We start from the raw sequence: 21,172 nt of genomic DNA, 5'->3' as shown, positions 1-21,172 counted from the left end.
CCTAGTATTCTTTGCTAAACAAATAATTTTGTTTAAGCTTTTTTTAAGGTTTGTGTTATATTCTAAAGAACTCTATGTTAACCGAACGTTAAACAGAGAATATAGAGGATAACCTAATTATATTTCTTAATTTGTTATGTTCTTTCCAGATTTAGTAAGACATTGTTCACTTTTTAGCTTAAATGGTGTGTTGATTAGACTAAATGACGCTCTGTCTTTTCTTCATGATGGAGGCAGATTGTGATATAATAGATGGTAATGAGTTTTTTAGAATAAACTAAAGGAGAATATAAATGATCTATGCAGGAATCCTAGCCGGAGGAACTGGCACACGCATGGGAATCAGTAATTTACCAAAACAATTCTTGGAGCTGGGTGATCGACCTATTTTGATCCACACAATTGAAAAATTTGTTTTGGAACCAAGTATTGAAAAAATTGTAGTTGGAGTTCATGGAGACTGGGTGTCACACGCTGAGGACCTAGTTGACAAGTATCTTTCTCTCCACAAGGATCGTATCATCATTACAAAGGGTGGTGCTGATCGCAATACCAGTATCGAGAAGATTATAGAAGCTATTGATGCCTATCGTCCAATCACTCCAGAAGATATTGTGATTACCCACGACTCTGTTCGTCCTTTTATCACACTTCGCATGATTCAGGACAATATCAAACTGGCGCAAAATCATGATGCGGTTGACACAGTAGTAGAAGCAGTTGATACCATTGTTGAAAGTACTAATGGTCAGTTTATCACGGATATTCCAAATCGTGCTCACCTCTATCAAGGTCAAACACCTCAGACATTCCGCTGCAAGGATTTCATGGATTTGTATGGTTCCCTATCTGACCAAGAAAAGGAAATCCTGACGGATGCATGTAAGATTTTTGTTATCAAAGGAAAAGACGTTGCCCTAGCTAAAGGGGAATATTCAAATCTTAAAATCACAACTGTGACAGACTTGAAAATCGCGAAAAGCATGATTGAGAAAGACTAAGGCTATGATTAATCAAATTTATCAACTGACCAAACCAAAGTTTATCAATGTAAAATATCAAGAAGAAGACATTGATCAGGAGAATCATATCCTTATTCGTCCAAATTATATGGCGGTTTGTCATGCGGATCAACGTTACTATCAAGGGAAACGCGATCCAAAGATATTGGCTAAAAAGCTTCCTATGGCCATGATTCACGAGTCTTGTGGAACTGTTATCTCAGATCCAACTGGTACTTATGAAGTTGGTCAAAAGGTAGTTATGATTCCCAATCAACCGCCTATGCAGAGTGACAAGGAGTTCTACGAGAACTACATGACAGGGACCTACTTCCTATCTAGTGGCTATGACGGCTTTATGCGAGAATTTGTCTCTCTTCCAAAAGATCGTGTTGTGTCTTATAATGACATTGAGGACACAGTTGCAGCCATAACTGAGTTTGTCAGTGTTGGCATGCATGCTATGGATCGCTTCCTGCATCTTGCTCATAGCAAGAGAGCGCGCATCGCTGTTATCGGAGATGGTAGTTTGGCCTTTGTGGTTGCAAATATTATCAATTACACTCTACCAGAAGCAGAGATTATCGTGATTGGTCGCCATTGGGAAAAACTGGAGCTCTTCTCTTTTGCAAAAGAGTGCTATATCACGGATAATATCCCAGAGGATTTGACCTTTGATCATGGATTTGAGTGTTGCGGTGGTGATGGTACAGGACCAGCTATCAATGACCTGATTCGCTATATTCGTCCACAGGGAACGATTCTCATGATGGGAGTGAGTGAATACAAGGTTAATATCAATACACGAGATGCTTTGGAAAAAGGATTGTTATTAGTAGGCTCGTCTCGCTCAGGACGCGTCGATTTTGAGAAGGCTATTCAAATGATGGAAGTCAAAAAGTTTGCGAATCGTCTGAAGAATATCCTTTATGTTGAAGAGCCTGTGAGAGAAATCAAGGACATTCACCGTGTCTTTGCTACAGACCTTAATACTGCTTTCAAAACAGTATTTAAGTGGGAAGTGTAGAAGATGGAGGTTAATTGTGGAGAAACTCATCAAAGAAAAAATTTCTTCTTTACTATCTAATGAAGAGGAAGTACTCAGTGTTGAACAGCTGGGAGGCATGACCAACCAAAACTATTTGGTCAAAACAACCAACAAACAGTATATTGTGAAATTTTTTGGTAAAGGGACTGAAAAACTCATCAATCGTCAAAATGAAAAGTACAATCTTGAACTTTTAGAGGATTTAGATTTAGATGTCAAAAATTACCTTTTTGATATTGAGTCAGGGATCAAAGTAAATGAGTACATCGAATCAGCAGTAACTCTAGATTCGACATCTATTAAGTCCAAGTTTGAAAAGATTGCACCAATTTTACAAACCATCCATGCTTCAGGGAAAGAATTAAGAGGAGAGTTTGCTCCATTTGAGGAAATCAGAAAATATGAATCCTTGATTGAGGGAGCTATTCCTTATGAAAATTATGAAGCTGTTAGAAAAGATGTATTTTCACTAGAAAAGAGATTGGCTGATTTGGGTGTTGATAGAAAGTCCTGTCATATCGATTTGGTACCAGAAAACTTTATCGAGTCACCACAAGGTCGTTTGTATTTGATTGACTGGGAATACTCTTCTATGAATGACCCGATGTGGGATTTGGCAGCTCTTTTCTTAGAGTCTGAATTTACAAAGCAAGAGGAAGATGATTTCCTTTCCTACTATGAAAGTGACAAAACGCCTGTATCACGTGAGAAGATTCGTATCTATAAAATCTTGCAAGATACCATTTGGAGTTTGTGGACAGTGTACAAAGAAGCTCAAGGGGCTGATTTTGGAGATTACGGTGTCAATCGTTACCAAAGAGCTGTCGAAGGTTTGACTTATTATGGAGGTTAGGATGAAGAATAAAAATGGCGTTTCTTTTGGTCTGCTCTCAGGTATCTTCTGGGGATTAGGTCTAACGATTAGTGCTTATATCTTTTCAATTTTTACAAATCTTTCGCCTTTTGTGGTGGCTGCCGCTCATGATTTCTTGAGTATCTTTATCTTGTTAGCTTTTCTTTTGGTAAAAGAAGGAAAAGTTCGCCTCTCGATTTTCTTAAATATTCGAAATGTGAGTGTTATAATCGGTGCTTTGCTAGCAGGACCTATAGGTATGCAGGCCAATCTTTATGCAGTTAAATATATTGGTAGTTCTCTAGCTTCATCTGTATCGGCTATTTACCCAGCAATTTCAGTTTTGCTTGCCTTCTTCATTTTGAAACACAAGGTTTCAAAGAATACAGTATTTGGTGTTTTCTTGATTATTGCAGCGATTATTGCTCAAACCTACAAGGTTGAACAAGTTAACTCGTTTTACATTGGGATTCTTTGTGCCCTTATCTGTGCCATTGCCTGGGGGAGTGAAAGTGTTCTCAGCTCCTATGCTATGGAAAGTGATTTAAGTGAAATTGAAGCCTTGTTAATCCGACAAGTAACCTCATTCTTGTCCTATCTTGTGATTGTGCTCTTTTCTCACCATTCATTTGCAGAAGTAGCAGATGGGCAATTACTCGGCCTCTTGCTTGTCTTTGCGGCCTTTGATATGATTTCCTACTTAGCTTATTATATCGCTATTAATCGTTTGCAACCTGCGAAAGCAACAGGTTTGAATGTGAGCTATGTAGTTTGGACTGTCTTATTTGCAGTTATTTTCTTGGGTGCACCGCTAGATATGCTGACAATCATCACTTCACTTATTGTTATGGCTGGTGTTTATATTATTATTAAAGAATAAAGGAGATTCGTGTGAAAGCGATTATTTTAGCAGCGGGCTTAGGAACTCGTCTGCGCCCTATGACTGAAAATACCCCAAAAGCTTTGGTTAAGGTTAATCAAAAACCCTTGGTAGAATACCAAATCGAGTTTTTGAAAGAGAGAGGAATTGATGAGATTATCATCGTTGTCGGTTACCTCAAGGAACAATTTGACTACCTAAAAGAAAAATATGGTGTTCGTTTAGTCTTTAACGACAAGTATGCTGATTACAATAACTTTTACTCACTTTATCTAGTAAAAGAAGATTTGGCAAATAGCTACGTCATCGATGCAGATAACTATCTTTTCAAAAATATGTTTCGAAACGATCTTAAACGTTCTACCTATTTTAGCGTTTATCGTGAAGACTGTACGAACGAGTGGTTCTTGGTTTACGGTGATGATTACAAGGTTCAAGACATTATTGTTGACAGCAAGGCTGGTCGCATTCTGAGCGGAGTTTCATTCTGGGATGCACCAACTGCTGAGAAGATTGTTGGCTTTATTGACAAAGCTTACGAAAGTGGTGAATTTGTTGATCTCTACTGGGACAACATGGTTAAGGATAATATCAAAGAATTGGATGTCTATGTCGAAGAATTAGAAGGAAATAGCATTTATGAAATTGATAGTGTAAAAGACTACCATAAGTTAGAAGAGATTTTATCTACTATTAAGTAAGGAAGAGAAGAAGGCTTGGGCCTTCTTTTTTTGTGGATTTTATAACAAGAATGTTTGATATTGATTGTATTCTTTAAATGAAACAAAAATTACAAAAAAATGAACAAAATAAAACAAAAATTATTGACAACGATTTCATATAGTGTTATACTTATAGCATAAAAGATAATTGAAAGAAGGGAAAATGTTATGGGATTAGATCATTTCTTTGACAAAAACCTGGTGTTTTGCTTAGAGGCGGATAATCAAGAACAACTCTTTGATCAGGTAGCAAGCTTGTTGGAAGAACGAGAAATTGTCACTCCAACCTATCGTGAAGCCTTGATCACGCGTGAAAAGTCATTTCCAACTGGTTTAGATATGGAATTTCTAGGAAAGGACTTGCCAAATGTAGCGATTCCTCATACAGATATTGTTCATAATCTAGCTGAGAAAGTGGTGGTTGTTCGATTAGAAAAACCAGTAACTTTTCACAATATGATAGCTCCTGATAAGGAAGTAGAAGTATCCCTACTCTTCTTTATCATTAACAACTCAAGTTCAAGTCAAACAAATATTCTGGCTCAGTTGATGGACTTTTTCACAGGAAATGGACATCTGGAAGATTTATCAAAAATTTCCGAACCAGAAAAACTTTATGCTTACATTGCTGAAGCAACAGCTTAATCTTGTCAATTTAAATATAAAATCGGAGGAAATCCAAATGATTAAAATTCTTGCTGCCTGCGGTGCAGGTGTTAACTCAAGTCACCAAATTAAAAGTGCTCTAGAAGAAGAACTTTCAAACCGTGGTTATGATGTTCACTGTGATGCAGTCATGGTGAAAGATGTAAATGAAGACCTTATCAAGGGCTACGATATCTTCACACCAATCGCTGCAACTGACCTTGGTTTTGAACCAGGTATTCCAGTAATTGAAGCTGGACCAATCTTGTTCCGTATTCCAGCGATGAGTGCTCCAGTATTTGACAATATTGAAGCAGCTATCAAAGAACATGGACTAAGCTAATTTATTCTTTATCTTGTTAACATTCATATAACTTAGAAAAACGGGAGGAACTATTATGGATGTCATTATCAATCTGGCCAACGATATCTTCAAACCTATCTTGGCTATGGGTGGCCCTATCATCATGCTGATCATTTTGACAGTTTTGGCCCTACTTTTTGGAGTGAAATTCTCCAAAGCGCTTGAAGGCGGTATCAAACTTGCCATCGCCCTTACAGGTATCGGTGCTATCATCGGTATGCTCAACGGAGCTTTCTCAGCATCCCTTGCGAAGTTCGTTGAAAACACTGGTATCCAATTGAACATCACTGATGTTGGTTGGGCACCGCTTGCTACGATCACTTGGGGATCTGCTTGGACACTTTACTTCTTGCTTGTAATGTTGATTGTCAACGTTGTGATGCTTGCAATGAAGAAAACAGATACACTTGACGTCGATATCTTCGATATCTGGCACTTGTCAATCACTGGTCTTTTGATCAAATGGTATGCAGACAACAACGGTGTAAGCCAAGGGGTTTCACTCTTTATCGCAACTGCAGCAGTTGTCCTTGTTGGTATTTTGAAAATCATCAACTCTGACCTGATGAAACCAACATTCGACGATCTTCTTAACGCACCAAGTTCATCACCAATGACTTCAACTCACATGAACTACATGATGAACCCAGTTATCATGGTCTTGGATAAGATCTTTGATAAAATATTGCCTGGTCTTGATAAATATGACTTTGACGCTGCAAAATTGAACAAAAAAATCGGTTTCTGGGGATCTAAATTCTTCATCGGATTCATCCTTGGTATTGTTATCGGTTTGATGGGAACTCCACATCCAGTTGCTGGAGTAGAAGAAGCAGCATCTTGGGAACTTGTTATTAAAGGTTGGTTGAGCCTTGGTTTGACTGCCGGTGTCTGCTTGGAGCTCTTCTCACTTATCGGATCTTGGTTCATCGCAGCTGTAGAACCACTTTCACAAGGTATTACAAACGTTGCTACTAAACGTCTTCAAGGACGTAAATTCAACATCGGTCTTGACTGGCCTTTCATCGCTGGTCGTGCTGAAATCTGGGCTTGTGCCAACGTACTTGCACCAATCATGCTAGTAGAAGCTGTGCTTCTTTCAAACGTAGGAAATGGTATCTTGCCACTTGCAGGTATCATCGCCATGGGTGTGACTCCAGCTCTCTTGGTTGTTACACGTGGTAAATTGCTCCGTATGATTATCTTCGGAACACTCTTGTTGCCTCTCTTCCTTCTTTCTGGTACTCTTATCGCACCATTCGCAACAGAACTTGCTAAAGGTGTAGGTGCCTTCCCAGAAGGTGTGAACCAATCTCAATTGATTACTCACTCAACTCTTGAAGGACCAATTGAAAAACTATTTGGTTGGGCAATCGGTAATGCTACAACAGGTGATATCAAAGCAATCCTTGGTGCAGCAGTCTTCCTTGTATTCTATGTAGGTATCTTTGCTTGGTATAGAAAACAAATGATCAAACGTAACGAAGAATACGCAGCAAATGCTAAATAATTCGCTCCTATAAAATGTAAATTGTGAAAACTAGGTTGTTAATTTCCTACATTGGGAGTGGCAACCTAGTTTTTTATATAAAGATCTAAAAATAGTTGGAGAATATTATGGTAATTGAAATCAAATCAGACCAGTTAACGGTCCAGTTTAAAACCTTAGGTGGCGCCTTGTCGTCGATCAAGGATCGAGAAGGCATTGAGTATCTGTGGCAAGGAGATGCCACTTACTGGAGTGGACAAGCTCCAGTACTTTTCCCAATCTGTGGCTCTTTAAGAGAAGATACAGCCTTCTACAGTCACGCAGATGGAACGGAGACGAAAGGAAAGATTCCTCGTCATGGTTTGGTCCGTAAAAAAGAATTTGAATTAGTTGAACAAACAGAAAACAGCGTAACCTTTGCTATTGAAGATGATGAGAATACTTATCAGAACTACCCTTATCATTTCCGCCTTGAAATCACTTATCTAGTGAATGGCAAGACTGTCCGTACTCAATACAAAGTTTTCAATAGAGAAACTAATAAAGTAATGCCATTCTTTATAGGAGGACATCCAGGATTTAATTGTCCTCTGCTAGATGGCGAAACTTATGAAGATTACTATTTAGAGTTTGAGAAAGAAGAGACTTGCTCTGTTCCCCGTCCTTTCCCAGAAACAGGAATGTTAGACTTCCAAGATAGAAGTCCATGGTTGGATGGGCAAAAAGAATTAGACCTTAGCTATGATTTGTTTAGCACAGATGCAGTGACTTTGGATGAGTTGCAATCCAGAACAATTGCCCTTCGTTCTCATAAACATGAGAAGGGATTAAAAGTACATTTCCAAGAGTTTTCAAATCTCATCATCTGGTCAACTTTGAATAAGGGACCTTTCATTGCCTTTGAACCATGGTCTGGCTTGTCAACATCTCTTGAAGAAGGAGATCATTTAGAAGATAAGAAGAATGTTCGTCTCCTAGAACCTGGTCAAGTAGATCAGATTGGCTTTGATATTGAAATATTTTAGTTAAAAAACCACAAAAAAACAAACATTTACTGTTGACTTTTTATAAAAATAGGAGTATATTATGTTTTGTAAGCAACAAATGATGTTTGCAACAAACAAATAATCACTTGTTATATTCTCTTTCGAGGAGAAAGTTTGTTTCTAGGAACTTGATTTCCTGGACTTGGATAAGGTGATATTCATCTCATTCAATCAAATTTGTCAATAAACTGCTAGAAAATCTTTTGTAGGTAAACTGCTAACTATAAAAGTCTTTACTAGCCTAGAAAAATAAAAAGGAGTATACAATATGTCTATTGTTATCGGTGCAGATGCTGCAGGTTTGAGATTGAAAGAAGTTGTGAAAGACTTCTTGGAAAAAGAAAACTTCCACGTTGTGGATGTTACAGCTGAAGGTCAAGACTTTGTTGATGTGACTCTTGCTGTTGCTGCAGAAGTAAACAAAGAAGAACAAAATCTTGGTATCGTGATTGATGCTTATGGTGCTGGTCCATTTATGGTCGCAACTAAAATTAAAGGAATGGTTGCTGCAGAAGTTTCAGATGAACGTTCAGCTTATATGACTCGTGGACACAACAACTCACGTATGATCACTATGGGTGCACAACTTGTTGGTGATGAATTGGCTAAAAATATTGCTAAAGGATTTGTTAACGGCAAATATGACGGTGGTCGTCACCAAATCAGGGTCGACATGTTGAACAAAATGTGCTAATACTCTTCAAAAATCAAGATAATCTGTCGTCAGCTCACTTTAGCTAACTTCAGTTATGCTTGCAGCTCGCTTCCTAAGCTAATCTTGATTTTTCTTGAGTAAGGATAAATGATATTAGATTTATATAATTAATCGGAGGGAATAACTAATGAGAATTGCAATTGGATGTGACCACATCGTAACAGATGAAAAAATGGCGGTTTCAGAATTTTTGAAATCAAAAGGATATGAAGTCATCGACTTTGGTACATATGACCACACACGTACTCACTACCCAATCTTTGGTAAAAAAGTTGGTGAAGCCGTTACAAGCGGTCAAGCTGATCTTGGGGTATGTATCTGTGGTACTGGTGTTGGTATCAACAACGCTGTAAATAAAGTTCCAGGAGTTCGTTCTGCCTTGGTTCGTGATATGACAACAGCTCTTTATGCAAAAGAACAATTGAATGCCAACGTTATTGGTTTTGGTGGTAAAATCACTGGTGAATTGCTCATGTGCGATATCATTGAAGCTTTCATCAAAGCTGAATACAAACCATCAGAAGAAAACAAAAAATTGATTGCGAAAATTGAGCACGTTGAAACTCACAATGCTCATCAAGCAGATGCAAACTTCTTTACAGAATTCCTTGAAAAATGGGATCGCGGTGAATACCACGACTAAGAGGTGACGCATGATTTTAACAGTCACAATGAATCCATCCATTGATATTTCTTATCCTTTGGATGAATTGAAAATTGACACTGTCAACCGTGTGGTGGACGTGACCAAGACAGCTGGTGGTAAAGGGCTCAATGTTACACGAGTTCTTTCAGAATTTGGTGATTCTGTTGTTGCTACTGGTTTGGTCGGTGGTAAACTTGGTGAGTTTTTAGTAGAACATATCGACAATAACGTAACGAAACGTTTCTTCTCCATTCAAGGAGAGACTCGTAACTGTATCGCTATTCTACACGGTGAAAACCAAACAGAAATCCTTGAAAAAGGTCCCGAAGTTCTTGAACAAGAAGGGCAAGATTTCTTGGCTCATTTCGAAAATCTTCTTGACACTGTAGAAGTAGTAGCCATCTCAGGTAGTCTTCCAGCAGGTCTTCCAGTTGACTACTATGCAAGCTTAGTAGAACTTGCTAATCGCGCAGGCAAACCAGTTGTTCTAGACTGCTCAGGTGCTGCCCTTCAGGCAGTTCTTGAATCACCCCACAAACCAACAGTAATCAAACCAAATAACGAAGAATTGTCTCAGCTTCTTGGAAAAGAAGTTTCTGAGGATTTGGATGAATTAAAAGAAGTTCTACAAGAGCCTCTATTTGCAGGGATTGAGTGGATAATTGTTTCACTTGGTGCAAATGGCGCTTTTGCAAAACATGGTGACACTTTCTATAAAGTAGATATTCCAAGAATTCAGGTAGTCAATCCTGTCGGGTCTGGAGATTCTACTGTGGCAGGAATTTCATCAGGACTTCTTCATAAGGAATCGGATGCAGAACTCCTCATCAAGGCCAATGTCCTTGGTATGCTTAACGCTCAAGAAAAGATGACAGGTCATGTCAATATGGCCAACTATCAAGCTTTATATGATCAATTAATAGTAAAAGAGGTATAAAATGGCTTTAACAGAACAAAAACGTGCACGCTTAGAAAAACTTTCAGATGAAAATGGCATTATCTCAGCTCTTGCCTTTGACCAACGTGGTGCTTTAAAACGCCTCATGGCTCAATACCAAACAGAGGAACCAACAGTGGCTCAAATGGAAGAACTTAAAGTCTTGGTAGCGGATGAATTGACTAAATACGCATCCTCTATGCTTCTAGACCCAGAGTATGGACTTCCGGCTACAAAAGCGCTTGATCCAAATGCTGGTCTTCTCCTAGCTTATGAGAAAACTGGCTACGACACAACAAGCACCAAACGCTTGCCTGACTGTTTGGATGTTTGGTCTGCCAAACGCATCAAAGAACAAGGTGCAGATGCTGTCAAATTCTTGCTTTACTATGATGTAGACAGCTCTGACGAACTCAACCAACAAAAACAAGCTTACATCGAACGCATCGGTTCTGAGTGTGTGGCGGAAGACATTCCGTTTTTCCTTGAAATCCTCGCTTACGATGAAAAAATCGCTGACGCAGGTTCTGCAGAATACGCCAAAGTGAAACCACACAAGGTTATCGGTGCCATGAAGGTCTTCTCAGACTCACGCTTCAACATCGACGTCTTGAAAGTGGAAGTTCCAGTCAACGTCAAATACGTTGAAGGATTTGGCGATGGTGAAATCGTGTATACACGCGAAGAAGCTGCAGCCTTCTTTAAAGCACAAGATGAAGCGACTAACCTTCCTTACATCTACTTGAGTGCGGGTGTATCAGCCAAACTCTTCCAAGAAACCCTTGTCTTTGCCCACGAATCAGGTGCAAACTTCAATGGAGTTCTTTGTGGACGTGCAACTTGGGCTGGATCAGTTGAAGCCTACATCAAAGACGGTGAGGCAGCAGCTCGTGAATGGCTTCGCACAACTGGATTTGAGAACATTGATGAACTGAACAAAGTTCTCCAAACCACAGCGACTTCATGGACTGAACGTGTATAAGTTTTCCCCCCTAATCTTAGGAACATTGATCTAAAAAAATTTAAAAAAAGTTGAATGTAAAGGTTTACAAAAAAACTTACTTGTGCTATACTTAAATCACAAGTTAATACAAGGTGAGTGTTACTAAGTAATATTAGGCATGATCACAGGTGAATTAGAAATCGGCTGATTTTCTAGTTCATTTGTGGTCATTTTTTATACTCATATACCTTTAAGAGATAAAAGGAGGTTGCCATGTATCGAATTCTAAACCCAATGAATCACAACGTCTCACTTGTCAGAAATGACAAAGGAGAAGAAGTGATTGTAATTGGTAAGGGGATTACATTTGGAAAGAAGAAAGGGGACTTAATTGCTGAAAATCAGGTTGAGAAAATCTTTCGGATGAAGACCGAGGAGTCAAGAGAAAACTTTATGGCTCTGCTCAAAGATGTTCCGCTTGATTTTATCACAGTGACCTATGAGATTATTGATAAGCTATCAAAGAAATATCATTATCCGATTCAAGAGTATCTCTACGTAACCTTGACAGATCATATTTACTGCTCTTACCAAGCTCTAGCACAAGGAAGGTACAAGGATAGTAATCTGCCAGATATTTCCACTAAGTATCCTGTCGCTTTTCAAATCGCAAAGGAAGCCTTTGAAATCTATCGTCAGAAGTTGACAGATCATTTCCCTGAGGATGAAATTATTCGGATCGCTTATCATTTCATCAATGCCGAAGGGGAGCATGAAGTTCAAGTGGTTGAGTCGATTGATAAGAGGAAAGAAATTCTCAGGAATGTCGAAGAAGTGCTAAAGGGTTATGCAATTCAACGAACCAAAGAGAATAATCATTTCTATGATCGTTTTATGATTCATTTGAATTATTTCTTGGATTATTTAGACAGATCTAGAGATGATAACCAATCACTTCTGGATATGGAAGATCATATTAAACAATCCTATCCAAAAGCGTTCGAGATTGGTTCCAAGATCTATGATGTGATTACGCAACATACGGGTCTTGATTTGTATAAAAGTGAACGAGTTTATCTAGTTCTACATATCCAACGTTTATTGTCATAAAAATTTAATTAAAAATACATAAGGAGAATTCTATCATGAATAGAGAAGAAGTAACATTGTTAGGTTTTGAAATCGTAGCCTATGCTGGCGATGCTCGTTCAAAACTATTGGAAGCCTTGAAGGCCGCTGAAGCTGGTGATTTCGCGAAAGCGGATAGCTTAGTTGAGGAAGCTGGTTCTTGCATTGCTGAAGCACATCACGCGCAAACAAGCCTTTTGACTAAGGAGGCAGCTGGTGAGGATTTGGCTTATAGTGTGACCATGATGCATGGTCAGGATCACTTGATGACAACTATCTTGCTCAAAGATTTGATGCACCATTTAATCGAACTTTACAAGAGAGGAGTTAAGTAATGAACAAACTAATTGCTTTTATCGAGAAAGGAAAGCCTTTCTTTGAAAAACTGTCTCGTAATATCTACCTTCGTGCTATTCGTGATGGTTTCATTGCAGGGATGCCAGTTATTCTCTTCTCAAGTATCTTTATCTTGATTGCCTTTGTTCCTAACTCATGGGGTTTTAAATGGTCTGATGATGTTGTTAATCTCCTAATGAAACCTTATAGCTATTCAATGGGGATCCTAGCTCTCTTGGTAGCTGGTACAACAGCTAAGTCATTGACCGACTCAGTAAACCGTAGCATGGAGAAAACCAATCAAATCAACTATATGTCAACATTGTTGGCAGCAATTGTTGGTTTGTTGATGTTGGCAGCTGATCCTATCGAAAATGGCCTAGCTACTGGATTCTTGGGGACAAAAGGTTTGCTTTCAGCCTTCCTTGCTGCCTTTGTTACTGTAGCCATCTATAAGGTTTGTGTTAAGAACAACGTCACTATTCGTATGCCTGACGAAGTTCCACCAAATATCTCACAAGTCTTTAAAGATGTGATTCCATTCACTCTATCAGTGGTTTCTCTTTATGCTCTTGATTTACTAGCTCGTCATTTTGTTGGTGTAAGCGTAGCAGAATCAATCGGTAAATTCTTTGCACCATTATTCTCTGCCGCTGATGGTTATCTAGGTATTACGATTATCTTTGGGGCCTTTGCCTTCTTCTGGTTTGTTGGTATCCATGGTCCATCTATCGTTGAACCAGCAATCGCAGCTATTACCTATGCAAATGCTGAGGTCAACTTGAACCTTCTCCAACAAGGTATGCACGCTGACAAGATTCTTACTTCTGGTACACAAATGTTTATCGTTACCATGGGTGGTACGGGTGCGACACTGGTTGTTCCATTCATGTTCATGTGGTTGACCAAATCGAAACGAAATCGTGCAATCGGACGCGCGTCAGTAGTACCAACATTCTTTGGAGTAAACGAACCAATCTTGTTTGGTGCACCACTTGTTTTGAACCCGATTTTCTTTATTCCATTTATCTTTGCGCCAATTGCTAACGTATGGATCTTTAAATTCTTTATTGAGACGCTTGGCATGAACTCATTTACTGCCAACCTTCCTTGGACAACACCAGGTCCGCTCGGTATTGTTCTCGGTACAAACTTCCAATTCTTGTCATTTGTACTTGCTGCTTTGTTAATCCTTGTTGACGTAGCCATTTACTATCCATTCCTCAAGGTTTATGATGAACAAATTCTAGAAGAAGAGCGTTCTGGTAAAGCCAATGATGAATTGAAAGAAAAAGTAGCAGCAAACTTCAATACTGCCAAAGCAGATGCTATTCTTGAAAAAGCAGGTGTAGAAGCAGCACAAAACACAATCACAGAAGAAACAAATGTTCTCGTTCTCTGTGCAGGAGGAGGTACAAGTGGTCTCCTTGCAAATGCTCTAAACAAAGCAGCAGCAGAATACAAAGTTCTTGTTAAAGCAGCAGCTGGTGGCTATGGTGCTCACCGTGAAATGTTGCCTGAGTTTGATCTGGTTATCCTTGCTCCTCAAGTTGCTTCAAACTTTGAAGACATGAAGGCCGAAACCGACAAACTTGGTATCAAACTTGCTAAGACAGAAGGTGGCCAATACATTAAATTGACTCGCGATGGAAAAGGCGCTCTTGCCTTTGTTCAAGCGCAGTTCGAAGAATAAAATGTAAATAGCGAAGAAGTGAGATGGAGGAACTCCTCCCAACTATACCCCCATCTCATTTCTATTTCTTGAAAGGTGAATCAAATGACAAAAACACTTCCAAAAGACTTTATTTTTGGCGGGGCAACAGCAGCCTACCAAGCAGAAGGTGCTACACATACTGATGGTAAAGGGCCAGTCGCCTGGGACAAATACCTCAAAGATAACTACTGGTACACTGCTGAACCAGCCAGTGATTTCTATCACAAATACCCAGTTGACCTCAAACTTGCAGAAGAGTATGGTGTAAATGGTATCCGTATTTCAATCGCTTGGTCACGTATCTTTCCAACGGGTTATGGGAAGGTTAATGACAAGGGTGTTGAGTTCTATCATAATCTATTTGCAGAGTGCCACAAACGGCATGTTGAGCCCTTCGTGACTCTTCATCACTTTGACACGCCAGAAGCACTTCATTCAAACGGAGATTTCCTGAATAGAGAAAACATTAATCACTTTGTGGATTATGCAGCCTTCTGTTTTGAAGAATTTCCTGAAGTTAACTTTTGGACAACCTTTAATGAAATTGGGCCGATAGGGGATGGCCAGTATTTGGTTGGGAAATTCCCTCCAGGTATTCAGTACGACCTTGCCAAAGTCTTCCAATCTCATCACAATATGATGGTGTCGCATGCGCGTGCAGTAAAACTTTTCAAGGATAAGGGATATAAGGGTGAAATTGGTGTGGTTCATGCACTGCCTACTAAGTATCCTCTGGATCCAGATAATCCAGCAGATGTTCGTGCAGCTGAGTTAGAAGATATCATTCACAATAAATTTATTCTGGATGCGACTTATCTAGGACGATATTCCGAAGAAACAATGGAAGGTGTCAACCATATCTTAGCAGTCAATGGCGGAAGCTTAGATTTACGTGAAGAAGACTTCGCAGTCCTAGAAGCTGCAAAAGATTTGAACGACTTCCTCGGTATTAACTACTATATGAGTGATTGGATGCAAGCTTTTGACGGAGAGACGGAAATCATCCACAATGGTAAGGGTGAAAAAGGAAGCTCTAAATATCAGATTAAGGGAGTCGGACGCCGTGTAGCTCCAGATTATGTGCCACGTACGGATTGGGACTGGATTATCTATCCTCAAGGTTTGTATGATCAAATTATGCGCGTGAAGAAAGATTATCCTAACTACAAGAAGATTTACATCACTGAAAATGGACTTGGTTATAAAGATGAGTTCGTCGATAACACTGTTTACGATGATGGGCGGATTGATTATGTTAAGAAACATATGAAAGTGATTGCAGATGCAATCTCTGATGGAGCCAATGTCAAAGGCTACTTTATCTGGTCGCTGATGGATGTCTTTTCTTGGTCAAATGGCTATGAAAAGCGTTACGGCCTCTTCTATGTTGATTTTGAGACCCAGGAGCGCTATCCAAAGAAATCGGCTCACTGGTACAAGAAACTAGCTGAGACACAGCTTATTGATTAAAATTCAACAAAAATTCCCCACCAAAAGGCAGGGGAATTTTTATGGTTTTGATAAAAGAATGGTTGTTTGTTTCGACAGATCTTCAAATGTCTCCTGACTCAGTTTGGCATCTGAAACGATAGTATCAATCTCTGAGATATTGTAGAAAGTGTAAAAATCAAACTTATTAAACTTGCTGTGGTCTGCCAGTAAGTATTTTTTATTGGCATTGTTCAAGGCGATTCGTTGTACCTCGCCCTCTTCTTCACTGAAAGTAGCAATTGCCTTATCCTTAATACCATTACAGCTTACAAAAGCTTTAGAAAACTGAAGATTGGTCAAATCCTGTAAGGTGAGTGTCCCTACAAAAGCACCAGTGATAGAGCGATAATTTCCGCCAATCAAGATCAAATCTGTTAGTTTTCGTTCGTTTAGAATGAGAAAAACAGGAAGACTGTTTGTTACAACACGAATATTATCAATTGGGAGCTCACGAGCAAAACATTCTAAGGTTGTTCCTGGCCCAATAAAAATGGTTTCTCCTTCGTCAATCAAATGACCAGCAAAACGACTGATTTCTTGTTTTTCAGCAATCTGCAAGCCTTGTTTTTCAACGTTTGACCGTTCGTTGTTTAAGAGAGAACCTGTACGAAGTTTTTCAGCCCCACCATGCACACGGACCAGCAAATCCTTATCTGCTAGTTCTTGTAAGTAGCGGCGAGCTGTCATATCTGACACATCAAGACTCTCCATAATCTCTTTTACAGTAATAGTGCCTTTTGTGTTTACTGCTTCTAGAATACTATCTAGTTTTTCTTGCTTCAGCATCCTTATCACCTCGATTTCTACTATTATTATCTTACCATAAAATGCTCAATCAATCAAATAGAAAAAAACAAAATAAAACAAAAACAAAAATCTCACAGTCTGTTTAAACAAACTGTGAGAAGTATGGATTAAAGCTTATTTTTAATCTAAACCGTAGTTGTAATCCTCGTCTTGCATAGCTTCAACTTCACCAAGGAGGTAACCATTTCCGACTTGGGAGAAGAAGTCGTGATTGGATGTTCCAGTTGAGATTCCGTTCATGACGATAGGATTGACATCATCAGCCGAATCTGGGAAGAGTGGATCTTGTCCAAGATTCATCAGAGCCTTATTAGCATTGTAGCGAAGGAAGGTTTTAACTTCTTCAGTCCAACCAACACCGTCATAGAGACTTTCAGTGTAACCTTCTTCATTCTCATAGAGGGTATAGAGCAAGTCGTACATCCATTCTTTGAGTTTTTCTTGCTCTTCTTCAGGTAGTTCATTAAAACCAAGTTGGAACTTGTAACCAATGTAGGTTCCATGAACAGACTCATCACGGATAATCAGTTTGATGATTTCCGCAACATTGGCAAGTTTGTTATTTCCGAGATAGTAAAGTGGTGTAAAGAAACCAGAGTAGAAGAGGAAAGTTTCAAGGAAGACACTGGCAACCTTCTTCTCAAGAGGGCTACCATTGAGGTAGATTTCATTGATAATTTCTGCTTTTCTTTGTAGGTAAGGGTTGGTGTTAGTCCATTCGAAAATTTCTTCAATCTCAGCCTTGGTGTTCAAGGTAGAAAAGATTGATGAATAAGATTTAGCGTGGACAGATTCCATAAATTGGATGTTGTTGAAAACAGCTTCCTCATGCGGTGTACGGATGTCTGCGCGAAGAGCCTGGACCCCTGTTTCAGATTGCATGGTATCAAGAAGTGTCAAACCACCAAAGACTTTTCCTACTAAGTCTTTTTCCTTGTTTGAAAGTTTTCTCCAGTCATCAAGGTCATTTGACAAGGGGATACGAGTGTCGAGCCAGAATTGCTCCGTCAGTTTTTCCCAAGTTGATTTGTCGATGACATCTTCGATGGCATTCCAGTTAATGGCTTTGTAGTAAGTTTCCATTTGAAATCTCTTTCTGTATATAATAATGCGATGATAGAATCTTCTCTATTTTATCATAGTCTGAGAAGAGTATCGCACAAAAAGTCGGAAGACCGACTTTTCATTTTTCCTAGTATTTTAGATGCTTGTCCAAGTTTATTCTAGTGTAATCCTTTAATCAGTAGTCTGAGGGAATTTGGTTGGCTCAGATTGCAATTAAATCACACAGCTTTCACATTGGTTTGCACCGACTTCCCCACCGTCGTCTGTAAAGGTACGGACGTAGTAGATAGACTTGATACCCTTATTAAAGGCATAGTTACGAAGGATAGACAAGTCACGTGTGGTTTGTTTATTTTCTTTCTTCCATTCGTAAAGACCTTTTGGAATATCACTACGCATGAAGAGGGTGAGTGAAAGTCCTTGGTCCACGTGCTCTGTTGCAGCAGCGTAAACATCAATCACCTTACGCATATCCATATCGTAAGCAGAAGTGTAGTAAGGGATAGTATCTGTTGACAAGCCTGCAGCAGGATAGTAGATCTTACCGATTTTCTTCTCTTGACGTTCTTCAATACGTTGCGTAATCGGGTGGATAGATGCAGAAACATCGTTGATGTAACTGATAGAACCATTTGGGGCAACAGCTAGACGGTTTTGGTGGTAAAGACCATCTGCTTGAACCTTTTCGCGAAGTTCAGCCCAGTCGGCAGCACTTGGGATAAAGACGTCTTTGAAGAGTTCTTTAACACGGTCTGATTTTGGAACAAATTCACCAGTTACATACTTGTCGAAGTAGCTTCCGTTAGCATAGTCTGATTTTTCAAAGTTGTGGAAGGTGATACCACGTTCGCGGGCGATATTGTTTGACTCAACCAAGGTCCAGTAGTTCATAAGCATAAAGTAGATGCTTGTAAATTCAATTGACTCAGGAGATCCGTATTCGATGAGTTGTTGGGCAAGGTAACTATGAAGCCCCATAGCACCAAGACCAAAGGTGTGAGCTAAACTGTTTCCGTGGTCGATAGTAGGGACAGCTACGATGTGTGAACTATCTGTAACGAAAGTAAGGGCACGAACCATAGCGCGAATAGAACGACCAAAGTCAGGTGAAGCCATCATGTTGACCACGTTTGTTGATCCAAGGTTACATGAAACGTCCGTTCCCATTTGAAGGAATTCCTGAGCATCGTTGATCAAGCTTGGTTCTTGAACTTGAAGAATCTCAGAACACAAGTTACTCATGATAATCTTTCCATCAACAGGATTTGCACGGTTAGCCGTATCAATGTTGACTACATAAGGGTAACCAGATTCTTGTTGCAATTTAGAGATTTCAGTTTCCAAATCACGCGCCTTGATTTTTGTCTTGCGGATATTTGGATTTGCGACTAATTCATCGTATTTTTCTGTGATATCGATGTAGTTGAATGGCACACCATACTCAAGTTCTACAGAGTACGGGCTGAAGAGGTACATTTCTTCATTTTTACGAGCCAATTCGTAGAACTTATCGGGTACTACAACACCGAGTGAAAGAGTCTTAACACGAACTTTTTCATCGGCATTTTCTTTCTTAGTGGAAAGGAAAGCGATGATATCTGGGTGAAAGACGTTGAGATAGACAACCCCAGCACCTTGACGTTGCCCGAGTTGGTTTGAGTAAGAGAAGCTGTCTTCAAAAAGCTTCATAACTGGTACGACACCAGAGGCTGCTCCTTCATAACCTTTGATAGGAGCTCCAGCTTCACGAAGGTTGCTGAGGGAAATTCCCACACCACCACCGATACGTGAAAGTTGGAGAGCTGAGTTGATAGAACGGCCGATAGAGTTCATATCATCGGTTACTTGAATCAAGAAGCAAGATACCAACTCCCCACGACGAGCACGACCAGCATTCAAGAAGGAAGGAGTAGCAGGTTGGTAGCGTTGGTGGATGATTTCATTGGCAATATCAGTCGCAATCGCTTCATCCCCGTCTGCAAAGTAAAGTGCGTTAAAGAAGACACGGTCTTCCATACTTTCAAGATAATATTCACCGTCATTAGTCTTCAAGGCATACTGGTTGTAAAACTTATAGGCAGCCATGAATGATTTGAATTGGAAGTTTTGGTCCTTGATAAATTGATGCAATTCTTCCAAAAACTCTGGACGGTATTTCTTAAGAAATGCAGTTTCAATGTAGTTGTGTTCAATGAGGTAGTTGATTTTATCAGTAATTGAATCAAAAACCATGGTATTTGGAACTACATTTTCTTTAAAGAAGGCATCCAAGGCTTCCTTATCTTTATGAAGCATGATTTGTCCATTGACAGGACGGTTGATTTCGTTATTGAGACGGAAGTAAGTTACGTCCTCAAGATGTTTTAATCCCATAAAATTTCCTTTATCTAATTACAAAAGAAAGGCCTCTAAGTTAGCCCTAGAAGCAATCTCTTCTGGATGATGTACTAAGATTATGCTAATTGTTTCAGTTTTCCTGGTTGGAAGCCTGAAAAGACTTCAGTTGGTGTTTGGATAACAGGAGCAGCGCTGAAACCGAGCTCTTTAACTTGATCGATGTACTCTGGTTGCTCGTCAAGATTGATCTCACGATAAGCGACATTGTTGCTGTCCAAGAAACGCTTGGTCATCTTACATTGGACACAGTTGTTTTTAGAATAAACGGTTACCATTTTCGTAACTCCTCTTTCAAAATAGATTACTTTCTTAGTATATCAGAAAAAAAAACTTTGTCAAACTTTTTAAACTAAATCTTGTGCTAAAAAGTTACGGTTTTGAAATCAAAACACAAGATATAGTGTTTTTGAAAACATAAATTTTGATTTCCGTTGAACTGTCAAAGTTTCTCAAAATAAAAAAACTACATACTGTATATTGGCAATATAAATAGAAGATTTTCAGCAAGCTATCAGAAAGGAAAACGAAGAAAATAGCAAAAATCGTAAGAACAGGAATAAGTCTAGCTGAGACAATGCTTTAACAAAACAGAAACTGTAATATTAATGAAAAAGAAATTCTCTGCACAAGATGTCCCTATATTTTGTGTTAAAATATTTAAAAGATAACTAAAATGAAGATGTTGGATTATACTGCATTCATCCAAATAGATTATGAATTTCGTATTCTTGATAGAGAGTATATGACTGTAATTTTTGGGAAGTATTCGATTTATGTGGTATACTAGTAGTGACCATAGAACTTATAGATAGGTATAAATTTAAAAATGAAGCTATGAAAAGAGTTTATAGCGATTACGATATTTAGGTATGTAGACTATTTAAAAAACATAAAAGACAGTAGATGAGTTAGATAAATGTTGAATATGCAAAAACTATTAGAATA

Annotated in this window: 21 protein-coding genes; 17 read left to right on the top strand and 4 right to left on the bottom strand. The window is 39.0% G+C overall.

Annotation, left to right across the window (positions count from 1 at the left end):
* The first annotated feature begins 293 nt into the window (after nt 1–293).
* The 17 genes from I6H78_RS01225 (at nt 294) to lacG (ending at nt 15,937) form a co-directional block, all read left to right on the top strand.
* Nucleotides 294–1,001 carry an IspD/TarI family cytidylyltransferase gene (locus I6H78_RS01225; RefSeq protein WP_000638514.1) on the top strand — a complete coding sequence of 236 codons (708 nt, stop codon included), beginning with the start codon at nt 294–296 and terminating at the stop codon, nt 999–1,001.
* Nucleotides 1,002–1,005: 4 nt separating this feature from the next.
* Entirely contained in the window at nt 1,006–2,028 is a 1,023-nt protein-coding gene (locus I6H78_RS01220; RefSeq protein WP_198459684.1) for a ribitol-5-phosphate dehydrogenase, read from the top strand.
* Between the two features lie 16 nt (nt 2,029–2,044).
* Complete coding sequence (locus tag I6H78_RS01215; protein ID WP_198459683.1) at nt 2,045–2,902, top strand: phosphotransferase family protein; 858 nt, start codon at nt 2,045–2,047, stop codon at nt 2,900–2,902.
* Nucleotide 2,903: 1 nt separating this feature from the next.
* Nucleotides 2,904–3,782 (top strand): DMT family transporter, encoded by an 879-nt coding sequence (locus I6H78_RS01210; protein WP_198459682.1) that lies wholly within the window; start codon nt 2,904–2,906, stop codon nt 3,780–3,782.
* Between the two features lie 11 nt (nt 3,783–3,793).
* On the top strand, nt 3,794–4,483 hold the full coding sequence (locus tag I6H78_RS01205; RefSeq protein ID WP_000643951.1) for a sugar phosphate nucleotidyltransferase: 690 nt from the start codon (nt 3,794–3,796) through the stop codon (nt 4,481–4,483).
* Between the two features lie 189 nt (nt 4,484–4,672).
* Entirely contained in the window at nt 4,673–5,149 is a 477-nt protein-coding gene (locus tag I6H78_RS01200) for a PTS sugar transporter subunit IIA (protein ID WP_000521979.1), read from the top strand.
* 37 nt (nt 5,150–5,186) lie between these two features.
* Nucleotides 5,187–5,492, top strand: coding sequence for a PTS sugar transporter subunit IIB (locus I6H78_RS01195; protein ID WP_000590551.1), 306 nt, complete (start codon nt 5,187–5,189; stop codon nt 5,490–5,492).
* 55 nt (nt 5,493–5,547) lie between these two features.
* Nucleotides 5,548–7,023, top strand: coding sequence for a PTS galactitol transporter subunit IIC (locus I6H78_RS01190; protein ID WP_198459681.1), 1,476 nt, complete (start codon nt 5,548–5,550; stop codon nt 7,021–7,023).
* A gap of 107 nt (nt 7,024–7,130) precedes the next feature.
* Nucleotides 7,131–8,027, top strand: coding sequence for an aldose 1-epimerase family protein (locus I6H78_RS01185; RefSeq protein ID WP_198459680.1), 897 nt, complete (start codon nt 7,131–7,133; stop codon nt 8,025–8,027).
* Nucleotides 8,028–8,316: 289 nt separating this feature from the next.
* A complete protein-coding gene (gene lacA, locus I6H78_RS01180) occupies nt 8,317–8,742 on the top strand; it encodes a galactose-6-phosphate isomerase subunit LacA (RefSeq protein WP_000029277.1) in 426 nt (141 codons plus the stop codon).
* A 148-nt stretch (nt 8,743–8,890) separates the two neighbouring features.
* The gene (lacB, locus tag I6H78_RS01175; protein WP_001216920.1) at nt 8,891–9,406 is read left to right on the top strand and encodes a galactose-6-phosphate isomerase subunit LacB; all 516 of its coding nucleotides are present in this window, start codon (nt 8,891–8,893) and stop codon (nt 9,404–9,406) included.
* A 10-nt stretch (nt 9,407–9,416) separates the two neighbouring features.
* Nucleotides 9,417–10,346, top strand: a complete 930-nt coding sequence (locus I6H78_RS01170) for a tagatose-6-phosphate kinase (protein WP_198459679.1) — start codon at nt 9,417–9,419, stop codon at nt 10,344–10,346.
* A 1-nt stretch (nt 10,347) separates the two neighbouring features.
* Nucleotides 10,348–11,328, top strand: a complete 981-nt coding sequence (lacD, locus tag I6H78_RS01165; protein ID WP_198459678.1) for a tagatose-bisphosphate aldolase — start codon at nt 10,348–10,350, stop codon at nt 11,326–11,328.
* A 234-nt stretch (nt 11,329–11,562) separates the two neighbouring features.
* On the top strand, nt 11,563–12,399 hold the full coding sequence (locus I6H78_RS01160) for a PRD domain-containing protein (RefSeq protein WP_198459677.1): 837 nt from the start codon (nt 11,563–11,565) through the stop codon (nt 12,397–12,399).
* Between the two features lie 35 nt (nt 12,400–12,434).
* A complete protein-coding gene (locus I6H78_RS01155; protein WP_001078323.1) occupies nt 12,435–12,752 on the top strand; it encodes a PTS lactose/cellobiose transporter subunit IIA in 318 nt (105 codons plus the stop codon).
* Nucleotides 12,752–14,446 (top strand): lactose-specific PTS transporter subunit EIIC, encoded by a 1,695-nt coding sequence (locus I6H78_RS01150; protein ID WP_198459676.1) that lies wholly within the window; start codon nt 12,752–12,754, stop codon nt 14,444–14,446. Before I6H78_RS01155 ends, I6H78_RS01150 begins: the two co-directional genes overlap by 1 nt.
* Before the next feature lie 84 nt (nt 14,447–14,530).
* The gene (gene lacG, locus I6H78_RS01145) at nt 14,531–15,937 is read left to right on the top strand and encodes a 6-phospho-beta-galactosidase (protein WP_198459675.1); all 1,407 of its coding nucleotides are present in this window, start codon (nt 14,531–14,533) and stop codon (nt 15,935–15,937) included.
* Nucleotides 15,938–15,976: 39 nt separating this feature from the next.
* Here lacG and I6H78_RS01140 read toward each other — a convergent pair whose 3' ends face one another.
* From I6H78_RS01140 to nrdH, 4 genes are all read right to left on the bottom strand, one after another.
* On the bottom strand, nt 15,977–16,744 hold the full coding sequence (locus I6H78_RS01140; protein WP_000917584.1) for a DeoR/GlpR family DNA-binding transcription regulator: 768 nt from the start codon (nt 16,742–16,744) through the stop codon (nt 15,977–15,979).
* 141 nt (nt 16,745–16,885) lie between these two features.
* Complete coding sequence (nrdF, locus tag I6H78_RS01135) at nt 16,886–17,848, bottom strand: class 1b ribonucleoside-diphosphate reductase subunit beta (RefSeq protein ID WP_000451372.1); 963 nt, start codon at nt 17,846–17,848, stop codon at nt 16,886–16,888.
* A 195-nt stretch (nt 17,849–18,043) separates the two neighbouring features.
* Entirely contained in the window at nt 18,044–20,203 is a 2,160-nt protein-coding gene (gene nrdE / locus I6H78_RS01130) for a class 1b ribonucleoside-diphosphate reductase subunit alpha (RefSeq protein WP_198459674.1), read from the bottom strand.
* Between the two features lie 80 nt (nt 20,204–20,283).
* Nucleotides 20,284–20,502, bottom strand: a complete 219-nt coding sequence (gene nrdH / locus I6H78_RS01125; protein WP_000259240.1) for a glutaredoxin-like protein NrdH — start codon at nt 20,500–20,502, stop codon at nt 20,284–20,286.
* Between the last annotated feature and the right edge of the window lie 670 nt (nt 20,503–21,172).

This window comes from Streptococcus oralis, assembly GCF_016127915.1.
Classification (GTDB): domain Bacteria; phylum Bacillota; class Bacilli; order Lactobacillales; family Streptococcaceae; genus Streptococcus; species Streptococcus oralis_BO.
This window is presented reverse-complemented; position numbering and strand designations above follow the sequence as displayed.

Excerpts from the sequence above, each read along its gene's own strand:
- I6H78_RS01150 (WP_198459676.1), top strand. The coding sequence starts at position 12,752 with ATGAACAAACTAATTGCTTTTATCGAGAAAGGAAAGCCTTTCTTTGAA.
- lacA (WP_000029277.1), top strand. The coding sequence starts at position 8,317 with ATGTCTATTGTTATCGGTGCAGATGCTGCAGGTTTGAGATTGAAAGAA.
- lacD (WP_198459678.1), top strand. The coding sequence starts at position 10,348 with ATGGCTTTAACAGAACAAAAACGTGCACGCTTAGAAAAACTTTCAGAT.
- nrdH (WP_000259240.1), bottom strand. The coding sequence starts at position 20,502 with ATGGTAACCGTTTATTCTAAAAACAACTGTGTCCAATGTAAGATGACC.
- I6H78_RS01200 (WP_000521979.1), top strand. The coding sequence starts at position 4,673 with ATGGGATTAGATCATTTCTTTGACAAAAACCTGGTGTTTTGCTTAGAG.
- I6H78_RS01185 (WP_198459680.1), top strand. The coding sequence starts at position 7,131 with ATGGTAATTGAAATCAAATCAGACCAGTTAACGGTCCAGTTTAAAACC.
- I6H78_RS01170 (WP_198459679.1), top strand. The coding sequence starts at position 9,417 with ATGATTTTAACAGTCACAATGAATCCATCCATTGATATTTCTTATCCT.
- I6H78_RS01225 (WP_000638514.1), top strand. The coding sequence starts at position 294 with ATGATCTATGCAGGAATCCTAGCCGGAGGAACTGGCACACGCATGGGA.
- lacB (WP_001216920.1), top strand. The coding sequence starts at position 8,891 with ATGAGAATTGCAATTGGATGTGACCACATCGTAACAGATGAAAAAATG.
- I6H78_RS01155 (WP_001078323.1), top strand. The coding sequence starts at position 12,435 with ATGAATAGAGAAGAAGTAACATTGTTAGGTTTTGAAATCGTAGCCTAT.
- I6H78_RS01220 (WP_198459684.1), top strand. The coding sequence starts at position 1,006 with ATGATTAATCAAATTTATCAACTGACCAAACCAAAGTTTATCAATGTA.
- I6H78_RS01190 (WP_198459681.1), top strand. The coding sequence starts at position 5,548 with ATGGATGTCATTATCAATCTGGCCAACGATATCTTCAAACCTATCTTG.
- I6H78_RS01195 (WP_000590551.1), top strand. The coding sequence starts at position 5,187 with ATGATTAAAATTCTTGCTGCCTGCGGTGCAGGTGTTAACTCAAGTCAC.
- I6H78_RS01160 (WP_198459677.1), top strand. The coding sequence starts at position 11,563 with ATGTATCGAATTCTAAACCCAATGAATCACAACGTCTCACTTGTCAGA.
- nrdE (WP_198459674.1), bottom strand. The coding sequence starts at position 20,203 with ATGGGATTAAAACATCTTGAGGACGTAACTTACTTCCGTCTCAATAAC.
- I6H78_RS01210 (WP_198459682.1), top strand. The coding sequence starts at position 2,904 with ATGAAGAATAAAAATGGCGTTTCTTTTGGTCTGCTCTCAGGTATCTTC.
- lacG (WP_198459675.1), top strand. The coding sequence starts at position 14,531 with ATGACAAAAACACTTCCAAAAGACTTTATTTTTGGCGGGGCAACAGCA.
- I6H78_RS01140 (WP_000917584.1), bottom strand. The coding sequence starts at position 16,744 with ATGCTGAAGCAAGAAAAACTAGATAGTATTCTAGAAGCAGTAAACACA.
- nrdF (WP_000451372.1), bottom strand. The coding sequence starts at position 17,848 with ATGGAAACTTACTACAAAGCCATTAACTGGAATGCCATCGAAGATGTC.